Origin of the sequence: Curtobacterium sp. VKM Ac-1395 (assembly GCF_015350975.1) — a bacterium.
Classification (GTDB): Bacteria; Actinomycetota; Actinomycetes; order Actinomycetales; family Microbacteriaceae; genus Curtobacterium.
This window is the reverse complement of sequence record NZ_JADKRX010000003.1, coordinates 266,733-280,271: the sequence shown is the minus strand read 5'-3', so window position 1 is coordinate 280,271 and position 13,539 is coordinate 266,733. Positions and strand designations below refer to the sequence as shown.

The window sequence follows — 13,539 nt, the reverse complement described above, 5'->3', positions numbered from 1 at the left end:
TCCTCAGGATCATACGGGGACGCCCCGACGCCGGCCCGGCGGGGTCAGGTGCAGCGGGGTCGGATCGCGCGTGGCGCGTCGGATCGCGCGTGGCGAGGCGGATCGCGCGTGGGAGGTCGGTCGTCCCGACCCACCACGCGCGATCCGACCTGCCAGTGCGGGCGCTGCGGGAACGAACGCGCCCTGCGGGTACGAGCCGTTACGGGCCCGGGCAGCGGCGCGGCGGCAGCGACGCGCTGTCAGCGGCGGGCTGTCAGCGGCCCTGACGACGCCGCACGAGCACCATGCCACCGCCGGTCAGGAGCAGCAGCACCGCGAGGCCACCGACCACGGTCAGGCCGGTCGCGCCGGTGAACGCGAGCTCGTGCCGTCCGCCGGTGGTCTCGTGCCGAGGGACCACGGCGCCGAGCGTGGACGAACCACCGTCCGGCCCTGCTCCGGAGCCACCGGTGGCACCGGAGCCCCCGGTGCCACCACTGCTGCCGCTGCCACCTGGCGCACCGGACTCGCCGGGCTCATCCGGTCCCACGGGAGGCGGGACCGGCGTGGTCGGGTCCGCTCGCAGGCCGGCGTCCACGGTGTCGTCGTGGTCGACGCCCGTCAGCGCACCGGACTCGGTCTCCACGCGTCCGACGGTGACCACGGGGCTCCGACCGTCGGCGTCCGCGTCGGAGTCCACTGCCCGGTCGTCGCCGGCGTGCTCGACGGTGAACGTCTGCCCGCCGGGCGAGGTCCAGCGCACCCGGTAGGTGCCGGGCCGCAGTCCGCCGAACGTGTAGGTGCCGTCCGCGTCGGACGCCGTCGTGCGGGTGACCTGCTGCCCGCGGTCGTCCGTCCCGGTCAGCGCGACCGGCACGTCACCGACGCCGGGCTCGTCGTGGTCCTGCAGGCCGTCGCCGTCGGTGTCCTGCCAGACACGGTCGCCGATCGATCCCGCGACCACCCGGACGGACGCCGGGTTCGACTGCACGGGGAGCGCGAGGTTCGAGGCGCGCAGCCCGAAGCGGTTCGTGTAGACGTCACCGTCCTGCTGGCCGTCCGTGGCGAGGGCCACCTGGTGGGTGACCGTCCCGCCCGACGCCACCGGAGCCCGCCGTTCGAGGCGGAACGCCGTCACGTGGCCGAGGTCGTCCGGGCAGCCAGTCGTCGCCAGTGTCGACGCCGTGCACCAGCGCGTGGACCCGCCCGGCTGGTTGGAGGCCTCCTGGGGATCGAGCGCGATGGTCTCGGGAGCGGCTTCCGTGTACAGGACCCGCTCGCCCGCAGCCGGGTCCACAGCCACCGGTTCCGCGAGCCCGACGGTGCCGTGGAAGCTCGAGTTGCCGGAGTCACCCGGGTGGGGGAGCACGTCGATCACGTCGAGTTCGTCGATCGGGCTCGCGTCGGTGTTCGTGTAGGACAGCGTCCACCGCGGGTGGTCGCCCGCCACGACGACCGGCTCGACCGCCGCCTTCTCGACCACGACGCCACCGCTGACGACGATCTGGAGGGCGCGTTCGGCCGCCCGGAATTCTTCCGGCGACGCATCCGTGGGTGATGCGACGACGACGGTGTTCGTGACCGAGCCTGCCGGTGCCGTCGGTGCGATCACTGCCGAGTAGCGGATCGGCTCGATCAGGGCGTTCGGCCGGGTGACGACGTCCCAGGTCAGACGCTGGACGTCCTTGCCGTCCCCGTCCACGGTCGTGTCGACCACCGGAGCCGGCGACGCCGAGCCGGGGACGTAGTGCATCGTCGAGGGGAGCACGTCCCGGACCGTCACCGTGGTCTCCCCGCCGGTGGTGTTGCCGTTGGTGAGGGTCGGGTAGAGCGCGAAGTCCACGGTGTTGCCGGCGACGGCGAAGCTCGTGTCGTCCGGGGTGTCGCCGGGGTCGTGCCCCGGGTCGACCACCTTCTTCTCGACGCGGACCCGGTTCTCGGTGATCAGCGCGCTGTCGGAGAGCGGTCCGGCGCCGAGTTCGGCATCGGACCAGGTGTCGTGCACCCATCGCGGGTCGCGGTCGCCCATCCAGGCGTGACCGAAGTCGTACGCGCGAGTGCCGTTCTCCGCCGACAGGAGCTCGAGGAACGTGAACATGACGGCGACGTCACCGCCGCGCACGTCGCCGAGGCTGCGGGTCGCACCGATCGCGTCGATCCCGCCCGGGACGTCGTCGGGGTCGTCGTACCACGGTCCGGCGTCGTCGCCGCAGTCCGCCTGTCGCTGGCCTTCCGCCGGGCTGCTCATCGTCAAGGCCGCGTACTGACGGACGACCCCGCCGGTCAGCTTCGACTCCCAGCCGTACCGGCCACCCACCCGGGTCAGACGCTGTGTCCGCCGGTCCCAGGTGTCGCAGATGACGACGTCGTCGTGGCTCGAGAGGCCGGGGTTCGCCAGGGACACCTCGCTCCGGACACGGTCACCCGCCGTGTACCAGGGGTCGCCGTCCTTGGCCGAGCCGGTGGAGACGGTCCCACGGTCGTCCGTGACCCGGAAGAGCTGCTTCGCGACGGTCCCCGCGGCGTACTCGGTGATGGTGCGCTCGGCACGGTTGTCAGCGAGCGGCTCGGAGCTGCCCGGGTAGTTCTGCGCGCCGCTGACGGACGTGGTCCGGAGCGGGGTGAAGACGTTGACCGAGTTGACGGTCGTCCCGTCCGGCGGCGTCGGCAGCCAGACGCTGATGAAGCCGGACACCACGTAGGGCTTGACGCCGCCGGCGATCGGACCGTGCTGGATCGCCTTGGTCGGGAAGTGCTCCGGGTCGGTGACGGTCCCGGTGATCGTGACGTCGACGTCGGCTCCCGGACCGCTCTGCGTGCAGGCGATCGTGCCGGAGTCGACGACGCCCGTCGCTCCGCCGCCGGAACCACGCGGCAGGTTCGGCATCGTCCAGGCGTCGTCGCCGTTCGGCCCGCAGACCGGGTCGCCGCCGTTCCACAGGACCGCACCGGACGGCAGGTCACCGAGGATCCTCGACAGGTCGTCGGTGAAGGTCATCGGGCCGGCGCTCTTCTCGAACCCGAGCAGCCCCTGCCCGGGGACGAGGGGTTGCCAGTCCACGGCGATCGGGTAGATCAGCTGGAGACCACTCGAACCGTCGGGTCCGGGCGCGTCGGGCACCAGACGGCTCGCGTGCACGTCCTTGCTCAGGTTGTAGCGCGCGGCGGCCGAGACGGTGGTGCTCGCCGACGTCGCGGTCACCGGACCGTTCCCGGCGTCGTCCGCCGTCGCCGTGACCGGGACGGCGAACGTGTCGCCGTTCGCGAGGTCGCCGGAGACGTTGAGGACGACCGGCACGAAGAGCGCCTTGCCCTCGGCCACCGTGCCCGTGTTGCAGGTCAGGTCAGCGCCGACGATGCTGGAGCCCGCGTCGGTGCAGTCGCCGGGCATGCCCGCCCAGCTGGTGCCGCTCGGTGCCGTCACGGTGAACCGCTCGTTGCTGCTGCTGCCGTCGTTCGAGCTCACGGTGACGCGGTACGTGACGGCGTCCATCGTCCGGACGATGCCGTTCGACGCTCCGGTGTCCCCGCCCGGCTCGTCGGTGGGGCTGAACGGGCCGTTGCCGTCGGCGCGGACCTCGATGGCCACGCCGATGGTGCTGTCGGTCGAGACCGCTGGCGGCCCGGCCGCTGGGGCTGCCGCCGCAGGGGGACTCGCGCCGACCGCGACGCCGAGGAGCACCAGCGCCGAGACGGTCGTGTGGATGGTCTTCCGATGCCGCATGTCGTTCTCCCACGTTCTCAGGGGTGTGGATCACCGGGTCTGATCCACATGCGCCGCCGTGGCGCCCGGCCAGCGTAGGGACACTGGTATGTGACACGCAAGCAGACGGTATGCCACAGGCCAGGGCGCGATGTCAGACGGGCCCGTAGTGTCGTCCGGGTGAGTGTGATCATCGCCGGGTGCGGCGACCTCGGCATCGAGGCAGGACTCCGGTTCGCAGCGGCCGGCCACCGCGTCGTCGGACTCCGACGCCGCGCCGACCTGGTCCCCGACCCCGTCGAGGGGCGGTCCGTGGACCTGCGGCAGGAGGTGCCGACGATCGACCAGGACGCCGAGGTCGTCGTCGTCGCGCTCGCCGCGGGCAGCCGGCAGGTCGAGGAGTACCGCGCGACCTACGTCGACGGGCTGCGGAACGTCCTGGACGGCATCGCCGCGGCCGGCGTCACGCCACGGGTCCTCGTGGTGTCGTCGACGGCCGTGTACGACGTCGAGGACGGCGCGACCGTGACCGAGGACACCCCGGCACGCGGCGGCACGCCCACGGCGGACGTGCTCCTCGAAGCCGAGGCGCTGCTCCGCGAGCGTGCACCCGAGGCCGTCCTCGTGCGGCTCTCCGGCATCTACGGCCCCGGTCGCGAGCGACTGGTCGACCAGGTCCGGAGCGGCGCTGCCCGCTTGGCGCCGACGCCCGACGGGTCGATGCTGACGAACCGCATCCACCGGGACGACGCCGCCGCGGCGCTCGTGCACCTCGCCGCGCTCGACACCGTGCCGCCCGTGGTGCTCGGCACCGACGACGAGCCCGTGCGCCTCGACACCGTGCTGCGGTTCCTCGCGACCGAGCTCGGGCTGCCGGAGCCCCCCGTGCGGACCGAGGGCGACGCGGACCGGCGTGCTGGCGGCGGCGAGAAGCGGCTGTCGAACGCGCTGCTCCGCTCGACGGGGTTCACGTTCGCGTACCCGACGTACCGCGAGGGGTACCGGGCGGTGCTCGCGGGCGAGGGCACGCGCCACCCCTGACCCCGGACGGCTGCACCGCCGTCACGGGGACGGCCGCTCAGCGCTCCGCTGCGTCCAGCACCGTGCCGGCCACCGCCCGCGCCACGGTCGTGTCGTACCCGGGGTCGCGCAGGCGCATCGCGAGCGAGCCGGACACGACGAGCGCGAGTTGTTCGCCGACCGTCGACGCGGCGGCAGCACCGACCACGTCCTCCGCCAGCGTCGTCAGCCGTGACCGCAGCACGTCCGACTCGACGTCGAGCACGGCACGGATCTCCGCGGGTGCGTCTGCGTACTCCGACGCCGTCCCGAGGAACGCGCACCAGCGGGAGGCGTCCGACCGCGTCCGGAAGGCGTCCAGCGCGTCGAACACGGCGAGCACCCGGTCACGCGGCGTCGTCGAGGCCTCGACCGCGCGGGTCCAGGTGTCCTCCCAGTCCTGCTGCCGCCGGGTGAGGGTCGCGGCCACGAGGGCCTCCTTGCTCGGCCACCCGCGGTAGAGCGTCGCCGAGGACACCCCGGCGCGCTCGAGGACGGCGTCAACCGAGGTCGCCGCGATGCCGTGCGCGAAGAAGAGCTCCTCGGCGGCGTCGAGCAGCTTCCGTTCGGTTCCTGCACGCATCGCCATGCCAGCACCCTAGACTCCGCAAAGTGAAACGATCGTTTTCGAATGGGACACACCCGACCGCGCTCGTCGTCGCCGGGACCGCGCTGATCGCCGTGACGTACGGCCTCGTCCGCCTGGCGTACGGCCTGGTGCTGCCCGACGTGCAGGCAGACCTCGGGCTGAGCGCCAGCGCCGCCGGCGGCATCGCGTCCGGCGCGTCGCTGCTGTACTGCGTCGGCGCGGTCGTCGGGTTCGTCCAGGCGGCACGGCGCCCGCGGGTGCTCGTCGTCGCCGCCGCGCTCACCGCGGCCGTCGGCTCCGTCGGGATGGCGCTCGCTCCGGGCGCCGCGGTGTTCGGCGCCGCCGCGGTGCTCGGCAGCGCCGGTGCGGGGCTCGCGTCGCCGGCGCTCGTCCAGGTGGTGACGCGGAACGTCCGGCCCGCGGGGGTCTCGCGCGCACAGACGATCGTGAACTCGGGCACCGGGCCGGGGCTGGTGGTCGCAGGGCTCGTCGCCCTCGTGGTGCTGCCGGACTGGCGCACGGCGTGGCTCGTGGCGGCGGGCAGCGCGGTCCTCGCCGGCGCCGCCGTCCTGCTGCTCGACTCCGACAGGCACGACTCGGACACCGACACCGACGACTCCCACACCCACTCCGACAGCGACACCAACACCGACACCGACAGCGACACCAACACCCACGACTCCGACACCGACAGTGCCGAAGCGCCCCACCGCCCCACCCGGTCGTGGTTCCGCCGCCACACCACGCCGCTCGTCGGCGCGGGACTGCTCGGGGCCGGCTCCGCCGCCGTCTGGAACGCCGGCCGCGCCGCCCTCGTCGCCGCGGGCGCCGACCGGACCACCTCGATCGTGGCGTGGATCGCGATCGGCGTCGGGGGAGCAGCCGTCGTGCTGACCGCCCGGCGGCTGGCCGACCTGGGCCTCCGGTGGACGTGGCTGGTCACGGTGACGGCGGTGGCCCTCGGCACGCTCGCCCTCGGTCTCGCCCCCGGACGCATCGGCGTCGTGCTCGTCGCCTGCGCGGTCTTCGGCTGGGGCTACACGGCCGCGACGGGTGCCCTGCTCACCTGGACGGCGTCGATCGACGCCGAGCGAGCCCCCGCGGGCGCCTCGATGCTCTTCGTCGTGCTCGTGCTGGGACAGGCCGTCGGCGCAGCAGTGGCCGGCGCAGCCGTCGACGCGGTCGGCTACGGCGCCACCCTGGTCGGTGCCGCGGTGGTGACCGCGCTCGCCCTGGTCGCGGCCATCCGCCGGACGGGAGGCCCGGTGCCGGCCCGCACCGGGCCTCCTGTCCGCCATGGGGCAGGATGGTGACCGTGAACCCTCAGGAGCAGCAGCCCCGGTGGCGGAAGACGTGGTCGATGGTCCAGGTCGGCGTGCTGTCGGCTGCCGTCGTCACGCTGATCGTGCTGCTGGTGACCGGCGACGGCACCCTGGACCGCGTCTACGCGGTCGCGCTCGTGTTCTTCGGGATCGCGCTGCTCGGGCACACGACGTTCCTCGTGTACACCGCGCGGCTCGAGCAGCGCGACCGCCGTTAGGGACGGGTCAGGGGGTGACCATGCCCCCGTTGACGTTGAGCGTCTCGCCCGCGACGAAGCTCGACTCCTGCGACGCCAGGAACACGTACGCCGGGGCGAGCTCGGCCGGCTGTCCGGCGCGGCCCATCGGGGACTCGCTGCTGCCGAACTCGGGCAGGGACTCGGGGTCGACGCCGCCGGTGACCTGGAGCACCGACCAGGTGGGGCCGGGCGCGACGATGTTCACGCGGATCCCGCGCTCGACGAGCAACTGCGACAACCCCTTCGAGAAGTTGTTGATCGCGCCCTTCGTCGCCGCGTAGTCGAGCCGGTCCGGGGCGGGCTGGTAGGCCTCCATCGACGCGGTCGTGATGATCGTCGACCCGGGCTGCAGGTGCGGGACCGCCGCCTTGACGAGCCGGAACAGCGCGAACACGTTGACGTCGAAGGTCTCCTCGAACTGCTCGTCCGTGATGTCGAGCAGGTCGGGCTGCCAGCGCTGCTTGCCGGCCACGCTGACCAGCGCGTCGAGCCCGCCGAGGCCGGCCACGGCCTCCTCCACGAGGCGGCCGGCGTAGGACCGGTCCCGCAGGTCGCCGGGGATCGCGACGGCGGTGCGGCCGGCGGCGCGGACCTGCTCGATGACGTGGTCGGCGTCCTCCTGCTCGTCGGGCAGGTACGCCAGGGCGACGTCGGCGCCCTCACGGGCGTAGGCGATCGCGACGGCGGCACCGATGCCGGAGTCGGCACCGGTGATGAGGGCCTTCCGGCCGGCGAGCCGGCCGGAGCCGCGGTAGCTGTCCTCGCCGAGGTCCGGCACGGGCGTCATCCGGGACTGGAGGCCCGGCTCGGCCTGCGTCTGCGGCTCCGGGGAGACGTTCGGGTAGCGGGAGCGGGGGTCGCCGAACTCGTACTGGTCGGTGGGCATGTCAGTTGGCCTCCAGTTCGACCTTGACCCAGCCGGGCTCGCGCCGGTCGAAGGCCGCGTAGGCGTCGATGGCCGAGCCGAAGGACTCGTGCTCGGTGATGAGCGCCGTCGGGTCGAACTGTCCGGCGGCGACCATGTCGATGAGCGGCGGCGTGACCGAGTGGTGGTCGCAGTTGCCCATCCGGATGGTGAGGTTCTTGTTCATGGCCTGCCCGATCGGGTACCGCTCGGCGGTGGGGCCGTACACGCCGATGATGCCGATGCGGCCGTACTTGGCGACGACCTCGACGGCCCACTGGGCGACCTGCGACGGGCCGTCGCCGGGCTTCCACTGCTGGGCGTCGCCGAAGCCCTCGGGGCGGCCGTCCGGGGCGACCTGCCGGACCTCGGCGTCGAACGCGGCGGCCTGCTCGTCGGTGACGGCAGCCGGGCCGCCCTTCGGACGCTCGGCGTCGACCCCGACGGCGTCGATCACGGCGTCGGCGCCGATGCCGTTGGTCAGGTCCATGACCGCCTGCACCGGGTCCTCGCGGTTGTAGTCGACGACCTCGCAGTTCTGGGCGAGGGCCGCGGCCAGGCGGGTCTCCTCGCCGTCGACGACGATCACGCGACCGGCGCCCTGCTTGAACGCGGACGCGGCGGCGAACTGCCCGACGATGCCGGCGCCGAACACCACGACGACGTCGCCGCGGGTGACCCCGGCGAGCTCGGCACCGAACCAGCCGGTGGGGAAGATGTCGGAGAGCAGGATGGCCTGCTCGTCGCTGACGTTCTCGGGCAGCGGGTGCATGGTGTTCTGCGCCCACGGCACGCGGACGACCTCCGCCTGCAGGCCGTTGACCGGTCCGGTGGACTCGGGGCCGCCGAAGAAGCTCGTGCCCGCCTGGGGACCGTTCGGGTTCGCGACGTCGCACTGCGCCGTCTGGCCCATGCGGCAGTACCGGCACGCACCGCAGGAGATCGTCGAGTTGATGACGACCCGGTCGCCCGGGCTGAAGCCGCGGACCGCGTCGCCGACCTCGGTCACGACGCCGACGGCCTCGTGCCCCAGGATCGTGCCCTCCTGCATCGGTGCCATCGTGCCGCGGACGAAGTGCAGGTCGGTCCCGCAGATCGCGCTCTTCGTCACCCGCACGATCGCGTCGTGCGGGTCCTGGATCGTCGGCTCGGGCACCTCGTCCAACCGGATGTCCCCGATGCCGTGCCACACCACTGCGCGCATGTCCTCTTCCTTCCGTCGACGGACGTCGTTCGCCGACCACCCAACGCGCACCGGGCTTGGCGTCGGCTCGGGTCCGTGCGGGAAGCGGACTCCGAGGGCGTCCAGCGTCCCGGACGATCCTGGGTCGATGAGCGACGACGAGCAGCAGACCAGGGACGACTTCGCCGACGCGGTGAACATGACGGTGTCGGAGCTCCGGCACTGGCTGGACACCGACGAGTCGAAGAGCGTCGGGCAGAAGACCGGCGGCAGCACGGAGTCGACCGGGCACGAGAGCGGACGGCACATCGTGCGCATCCTCGAGAAGAAGCAGGGGGAGTACTCCGACGCCGACCACGCTCACATGCGGAAGGTGGTCGGGTACGTCGCGCGGCACGCGAAGCAGCGGCCGCACGGTGACGTGCACGACACCCCGTGGCGCTGGTCGCTGATGAACTGGGGCCACGACCCGGAGAAGTGAGTCGACGGCGGCCAGGGCACCCGTGGTCCTGGCGATCAGTCCCTCGCGTCAGGCCGTCGCGGTCAGTCGCCGGCCGCGACGTGCAGCAGCAGCGGGCCGAGCAGCCCGATCACCCAGATGGCGACGATCGCCGCGGCACCGATCGCGAGCCCCCGGCGCTTCCACCGGCGGCGCGGCGTGGGCGGTGTCTCGCCCCACATCTGCGTGCGGACGAGCATCCGGTTCGCCTCACCGACCAGGTGGCGGATCTCCGGGTCGTCGAGGTCGAGTCGGCCCTCGCGGGCGTGCTCCGCGATCGCAGTGGCCTCCTCGAGGGAGAGCCCGTCGCTGGTGCCGTTCCGACCTGCCATGGCGCCATCGTCCCACGACCTCGGGAGGACGGTCAGCCGGGTGCGCGTATCGAGGACGCATGGGAAAACGGTTCCGCGGACAGGTCGTCGTCATCACCGGAGCATCGAGCGGGATCGGCCGTGCCGCCGCGCACGAGTTCGCCCGTCGCGGTGCGACGCTCGTGCTCGCCGCACGGAGCCACGACAGCCTCGAGGCCGCCGCCGCCGAGTGCCGGGAGCTCGGCGCCGAGGCGGTCGCCATCCCGACCGACGTCGCCGACGAGCACCAGGTCAAGGACCTCATCGCCACGGTCACCAGCCGCTACGGCAGGATCGACGTCTTCGTCGGCAACGCCGCGCTGTTCGTCTACGGGCTGTTCGAGCAGACCCCGACCGAGGCCTTCAAGCGCGTCGTCGACACGAACCTCTACGGCCACCTCAACGCCGTGAAGTACCTGCTCCCGCACTGGAAGCAGCGCGGCCGGGGCACCTACGTGCTCGTCGGCAGCATCCAGTCCCTGCTCTCGGCGCCGTACCAATCGGCGTACGTCACGAGCAAGCACGCGGCGCTCGGCCTGGTCGACGTGCTCGGGGACGAGTTCGCCGGCACCGGCATCGAGTTCACCACGCTGATGCCGTCGACGATCGACACCCCGATCTACCAGAACGGCGCCAACTACACCGGCAAGAACTCGCACCCGCTGCCGCCGACGGTCTCCGTCGAGCGTGCGGGCAAGGCGGTCGTGCAGGCCGCCGTGCACCCCAAGCGGTACCGGTTCGTCGGCCGCATCCAGGCGTCGCTCGTGCCGCTGCAGTACGTCTTCCCCGGGTTGTTCCACAAGATCACGAAGCCGATGGTCGAGATCTTCGCGCTCCGCGGCAAGCAGGCGCCCACCGACGGCAACCTGTACCAGCCCGCCGACGCGGGCAACGCGACGAACGGCGGCTGGGTCGCGAAGCGTCGGCGCGTCACGCGCCCGCTCGTCTGGCTCGGTGCCGCTGCCGCCGTCGCGGTCCTGCTGGGCGGCCGCCGCCGCTGACACGCTGACACGCTGAGGGCCGGGAGGCTCGGTGCCGGACCGGCACCGAGCCTCCCGTCCGTCTCTGGTCGCGCCCGCCGCGTTCAGTCGACGAGGGCGGCGACCGCCTCGATCTCCACGAGCTGGTCGTCGTAGCCGAGGACGGTCACGCCCATGAGCGTGCTCGGGACGTCGTGGTCGCCGAAGGCGTCGCGGACGACCTCCCACGCGGCGACCAGGTCCACCTGCCGCGAGGACGCCACGAGCACCCGCGTCGACACCACGTCGGTGAGCTCTGCGCCGGCATCGGCGAGGGCCTGCCGGAGGTTCGCCACGCACGCGGCCGCCTGCCCGGCGGGGTCACCCACGGCGACCGTGCGGCCGTCGGCGTCGAGCGGGCAGGAGCCGGCGAGGAACACCAGCCGGGCCTCGGCGGGCGCGGTCGCCGCGTAGGCGTACTCGGCGACCGAGCTGAGGGCGGCGGAGCGGATGAGTCGGACGGCACTGACCATCCGGCCATCCTGGCCCATCCGGCTCCGGCGCCTCTAGGCGGTGCCGGCGCGGTGTGCGCGGAGGGCCTCGACCACGAGCGCGTGGTCGTCGTGCATCTCCAGACCGCTCACCCCGATCGCACCGAGGAGCATCCCGCGCACGAGCACCGGGAACCCGCCGCCCGCGGCCTGGTACTGCCGCGGGTCGAGGGCGGCGGCCTCGTCGAAGGTGCTCCCGCCGACCTCGTACTGCGTCCGCACGGCCAAGGTGGAGTGCGCGAAGTGCCGGACCACGCGGAACTTCCGGTCGAGCCAGGCGTCGTTCACGGCCCCCGAGCCCGGCGTCGCGGCGTGGAACACCCGCTGCTCGCCGAACGACACCGCGATGCCGATGCCGAGTGCGCGCTCGAGTGCGGTCGCCCGCAACCACGACCCGACCGCCCACGCGTCGTCGTGGTCGAACGCGTCGTGGTCGAGCTCGCGCTCCTCGTCGAGCAGGACGCGCAGCTTCTCGTCGGGCTCGAGCGCGCGGTACGGCGCTCCGTCGGTGTCGCTCATGGGGCTCCTCATCGAGACGGTGGTGGGGGCAGGTGCCCCGCTCGTGACGCTAGCCCCACCCACTGGAGGCTCGTGGCGGCGCCGCCACGGGCCTGGCGTCATGCACCTGGTCACCGGGTCGCCGTAGGGTGACGTCGTGGAGTTCCCGGGGGAGGCGGACGGCGCGCGTGACGCGCCGACCTCTCCGGGGTCACCCCGGGGCACGCAGCACCAGCAGGACGACACGCCCCGAGAGGCTCGGCGCGCTCCGCGCGCGCTCCCTCACGGAGGCACCGACAGGTCCCCCGGGAACACCACGCCCCTCGCCGTCGTCGCGCGGGCACTCGCGGACGCCTTCCTCGCGGCGGAGTCCTGGCAGCACGAGGACCTCGTCGCAGCCGGGTACGACGTGGTCGGCACGGAGCGCGCCTACGTCGGACTGGCCGTCGCCGCGGCGCTCCGGGCGTACCCGCGACCACCCGTCGACGCCCCCCGGCAGTTCGCCGCCGTGCTCGCGGGGGACCCGAGGCTGTCGACGCTGCACCGGTCCCGCGAGGACCACCGTCCGGTGCGGGTCCTCCTGCGCCGGGCCACGGCCGTGCGCTCCCGCCCCGAGACCGACAGTCGGCTGCTCGTCGACACACTGCCGGAGCTCGCCCGCGCACTCGACCTCACGGTGGGGCGGCTGCTCTGGCTGGCGGACACGCAGGGGTGGAACCGGAACCGGGGACCGTCGAGCCCGCTGCACCACCACCGGCACGAGTGGGTGCACCGCCCCGGCCGGACGCCCCGTCTGCTCGAGAAGCCCCTGGACATGCTCCGTCGCACGCAGCGGACGATCCTCGACGAGCTGCTGACGGCCCTGCCGGTGCACGACGCCGCTCACGGGTTCGTGCCGGGGCGCAGCGTCGTCACCGGGGCCGCCGCCCACGTCGGCCAGCGGGTGGTCGTCGCCGCGGACCTGACGTCGTTCTTCGCGTCGGTGCAGGCGCCGACGGTCTACGGCGTCTTCCGGACCGCCGGGTTCGCGGAGCCGCTGGCGCACGTGCTGACCGGCATCTGCACACACCGGGTACCGCCGCACGTGCTCACCGCGATGCCACCGGGAGGCGACCCGGACGAGCGGACCGCGCTCCGCCGGGCGCTCACGACCGCGCACCTGCCGCAGGGCGCGCCGACGTCACCGGCGCTCGCGAACCTCGCCCTCCGGCACCTCGACGTTCGGTTGGCGGGGTGGGCCGCCTCGGTGGACGCGGTCTACACGCGGTACGCCGACGACCTGACCTTCAGCGGCGCGGACCGGCTCGCTGCCCGGGCCGAGGCGTTCCTCCGCGGGGTCGACCGGATCGTGCGCGACCAGGGGCACGTGCTGAACCCCCGGAAGACCCGGGTGCGGCGAGCCGGGGTGCGCCAGTCCGTGACCGGGGTCGTGGTGAACGAGCGGACGTCACCCGGACGACGGGAGGTCGACCGGTTGCACGCGGTGCTGCACAACTGCGTGGTGCACGGCCCGGCGTCGCAGGACCGCGGCGGCCACGGCGACTTCCGCGCGCACCTGCTCGGGCGGATCGGCTGGGTGGGTCAGGTGCACCCCGGTCGCGGGGAGAAGCTGCGTGCAGTGTTCGACCGCATCGACTGGACTGCTGTCTGACCGGGCCGGGGTCTGACCGGGCTGGACTCCGACCGGGTTCGCTCTTCTCCCGC

At 73.2% G+C, this 13,539-nt stretch carries 13 protein-coding genes; 6 read left to right on the top strand and 7 right to left on the bottom strand.

Going from position 1 to position 13,539, the window contains the following annotated elements:
- Positions 1-253 precede the first annotated feature (253 nt).
- On the bottom strand, positions 254-3,703 hold the full coding sequence (locus ITJ68_RS09870; protein ID WP_194661100.1) for an SdrD B-like domain-containing protein: 3,450 nt from the start codon (positions 3,701-3,703) through the stop codon (positions 254-256).
- 159 nt (positions 3,704-3,862) lie between these two features.
- Here ITJ68_RS09870 and ITJ68_RS09865 point away from each other — a divergent pair, with 159 nt between their 5' ends.
- Positions 3,863-4,723, top strand: a complete 861-nt coding sequence (locus ITJ68_RS09865) for an NAD-dependent epimerase/dehydratase family protein (RefSeq protein WP_194661099.1) — start codon at positions 3,863-3,865, stop codon at positions 4,721-4,723.
- A gap of 37 nt (positions 4,724-4,760) precedes the next feature.
- On the opposite strand, the gene ITJ68_RS09860 is transcribed toward ITJ68_RS09865, so the two are convergent.
- The gene (locus ITJ68_RS09860) at positions 4,761-5,330 is read right to left on the bottom strand and encodes a TetR/AcrR family transcriptional regulator (protein ID WP_194661098.1); all 570 of its coding nucleotides are present in this window, start codon (positions 5,328-5,330) and stop codon (positions 4,761-4,763) included.
- Positions 5,331-5,353: 23 nt separating this feature from the next.
- On the opposite strand from ITJ68_RS09860, the gene ITJ68_RS19360 reads away from it, so the two are divergent.
- Both ITJ68_RS19360 and ITJ68_RS09850 read left to right on the top strand, forming a co-directional pair.
- Positions 5,354-6,643, top strand: a complete 1,290-nt coding sequence (locus tag ITJ68_RS19360) for an MFS transporter (protein WP_194661097.1) — start codon at positions 5,354-5,356, stop codon at positions 6,641-6,643.
- Positions 6,644-6,645: 2 nt separating this feature from the next.
- Positions 6,646-6,870, top strand: a complete 225-nt coding sequence (locus tag ITJ68_RS09850; protein ID WP_139200669.1) for a hypothetical protein — start codon at positions 6,646-6,648, stop codon at positions 6,868-6,870.
- 7 nt (positions 6,871-6,877) lie between these two features.
- Here ITJ68_RS09850 and ITJ68_RS09845 read toward each other — a convergent pair whose 3' ends face one another.
- Together ITJ68_RS09845 and ITJ68_RS09840 are read right to left on the bottom strand one after the other, a co-directional pair.
- Positions 6,878-7,777: an SDR family oxidoreductase gene (locus ITJ68_RS09845; RefSeq protein WP_194661096.1), complete on the bottom strand. Its 900-nt coding sequence runs from the start codon at positions 7,775-7,777 to the stop codon at positions 6,878-6,880.
- Position 7,778: 1 nt separating this feature from the next.
- Positions 7,779-8,999, bottom strand: a complete 1,221-nt coding sequence (locus ITJ68_RS09840; RefSeq protein ID WP_194661095.1) for an alcohol dehydrogenase catalytic domain-containing protein — start codon at positions 8,997-8,999, stop codon at positions 7,779-7,781.
- Between the two features lie 127 nt (positions 9,000-9,126).
- Between ITJ68_RS09840 and ITJ68_RS09835 the strand changes: the two genes are divergently transcribed.
- Complete coding sequence (locus ITJ68_RS09835; RefSeq protein ID WP_194661094.1) at positions 9,127-9,459, top strand: DUF3140 domain-containing protein; 333 nt, start codon at positions 9,127-9,129, stop codon at positions 9,457-9,459.
- A gap of 62 nt (positions 9,460-9,521) precedes the next feature.
- On the opposite strand, the gene ITJ68_RS09830 is transcribed toward ITJ68_RS09835, so the two are convergent.
- Positions 9,522-9,809: a hypothetical protein gene (locus ITJ68_RS09830; protein ID WP_194661093.1), complete on the bottom strand. Its 288-nt coding sequence runs from the start codon at positions 9,807-9,809 to the stop codon at positions 9,522-9,524.
- Between the two features lie 59 nt (positions 9,810-9,868).
- On the opposite strand from ITJ68_RS09830, the gene ITJ68_RS09825 reads away from it, so the two are divergent.
- Entirely contained in the window at positions 9,869-10,828 is a 960-nt protein-coding gene (locus ITJ68_RS09825; RefSeq protein WP_194661092.1) for an SDR family NAD(P)-dependent oxidoreductase, read from the top strand.
- A gap of 83 nt (positions 10,829-10,911) precedes the next feature.
- Here ITJ68_RS09825 and ITJ68_RS09820 read toward each other — a convergent pair whose 3' ends face one another.
- Together ITJ68_RS09820 and ITJ68_RS09815 are read right to left on the bottom strand one after the other, a co-directional pair.
- Positions 10,912-11,319, bottom strand: coding sequence for a RidA family protein (locus tag ITJ68_RS09820; protein ID WP_194661091.1), 408 nt, complete (start codon positions 11,317-11,319; stop codon positions 10,912-10,914).
- 33 nt (positions 11,320-11,352) lie between these two features.
- Positions 11,353-11,856, bottom strand: a complete 504-nt coding sequence (locus ITJ68_RS09815; protein WP_194661090.1) for a heme-degrading domain-containing protein — start codon at positions 11,854-11,856, stop codon at positions 11,353-11,355.
- Positions 11,857-11,992: 136 nt separating this feature from the next.
- On the opposite strand from ITJ68_RS09815, the gene ITJ68_RS19540 reads away from it, so the two are divergent.
- The gene (locus ITJ68_RS19540) at positions 11,993-13,486 is read left to right on the top strand and encodes a reverse transcriptase family protein (RefSeq protein ID WP_194661089.1); all 1,494 of its coding nucleotides are present in this window, start codon (positions 11,993-11,995) and stop codon (positions 13,484-13,486) included.
- The last annotated feature ends 53 nt before the right edge of the window (positions 13,487-13,539 follow it).

Bases quoted from the DNA above. Each gene is read 5' to 3' on its own strand.
- ITJ68_RS09825 (WP_194661092.1), top strand. From the start codon at position 9,869: ATGGGAAAACGGTTCCGCGGACAGGTCGTCGTCATCACCGGAGCATCG.
- ITJ68_RS09860 (WP_194661098.1), bottom strand. From the start codon at position 5,330: ATGGCGATGCGTGCAGGAACCGAACGGAAGCTGCTCGACGCCGCCGAG.
- ITJ68_RS09820 (WP_194661091.1), bottom strand. From the start codon at position 11,319: ATGGTCAGTGCCGTCCGACTCATCCGCTCCGCCGCCCTCAGCTCGGTC.
- ITJ68_RS09840 (WP_194661095.1), bottom strand. From the start codon at position 8,999: ATGCGCGCAGTGGTGTGGCACGGCATCGGGGACATCCGGTTGGACGAG.
- ITJ68_RS09845 (WP_194661096.1), bottom strand. From the start codon at position 7,777: ATGCCCACCGACCAGTACGAGTTCGGCGACCCCCGCTCCCGCTACCCG.
- ITJ68_RS09835 (WP_194661094.1), top strand. From the start codon at position 9,127: ATGAGCGACGACGAGCAGCAGACCAGGGACGACTTCGCCGACGCGGTG.
- ITJ68_RS09870 (WP_194661100.1), bottom strand. From the start codon at position 3,703: ATGCGGCATCGGAAGACCATCCACACGACCGTCTCGGCGCTGGTGCTC.
- ITJ68_RS09815 (WP_194661090.1), bottom strand. From the start codon at position 11,856: ATGAGCGACACCGACGGAGCGCCGTACCGCGCGCTCGAGCCCGACGAG.
- ITJ68_RS09830 (WP_194661093.1), bottom strand. From the start codon at position 9,809: ATGGCAGGTCGGAACGGCACCAGCGACGGGCTCTCCCTCGAGGAGGCC.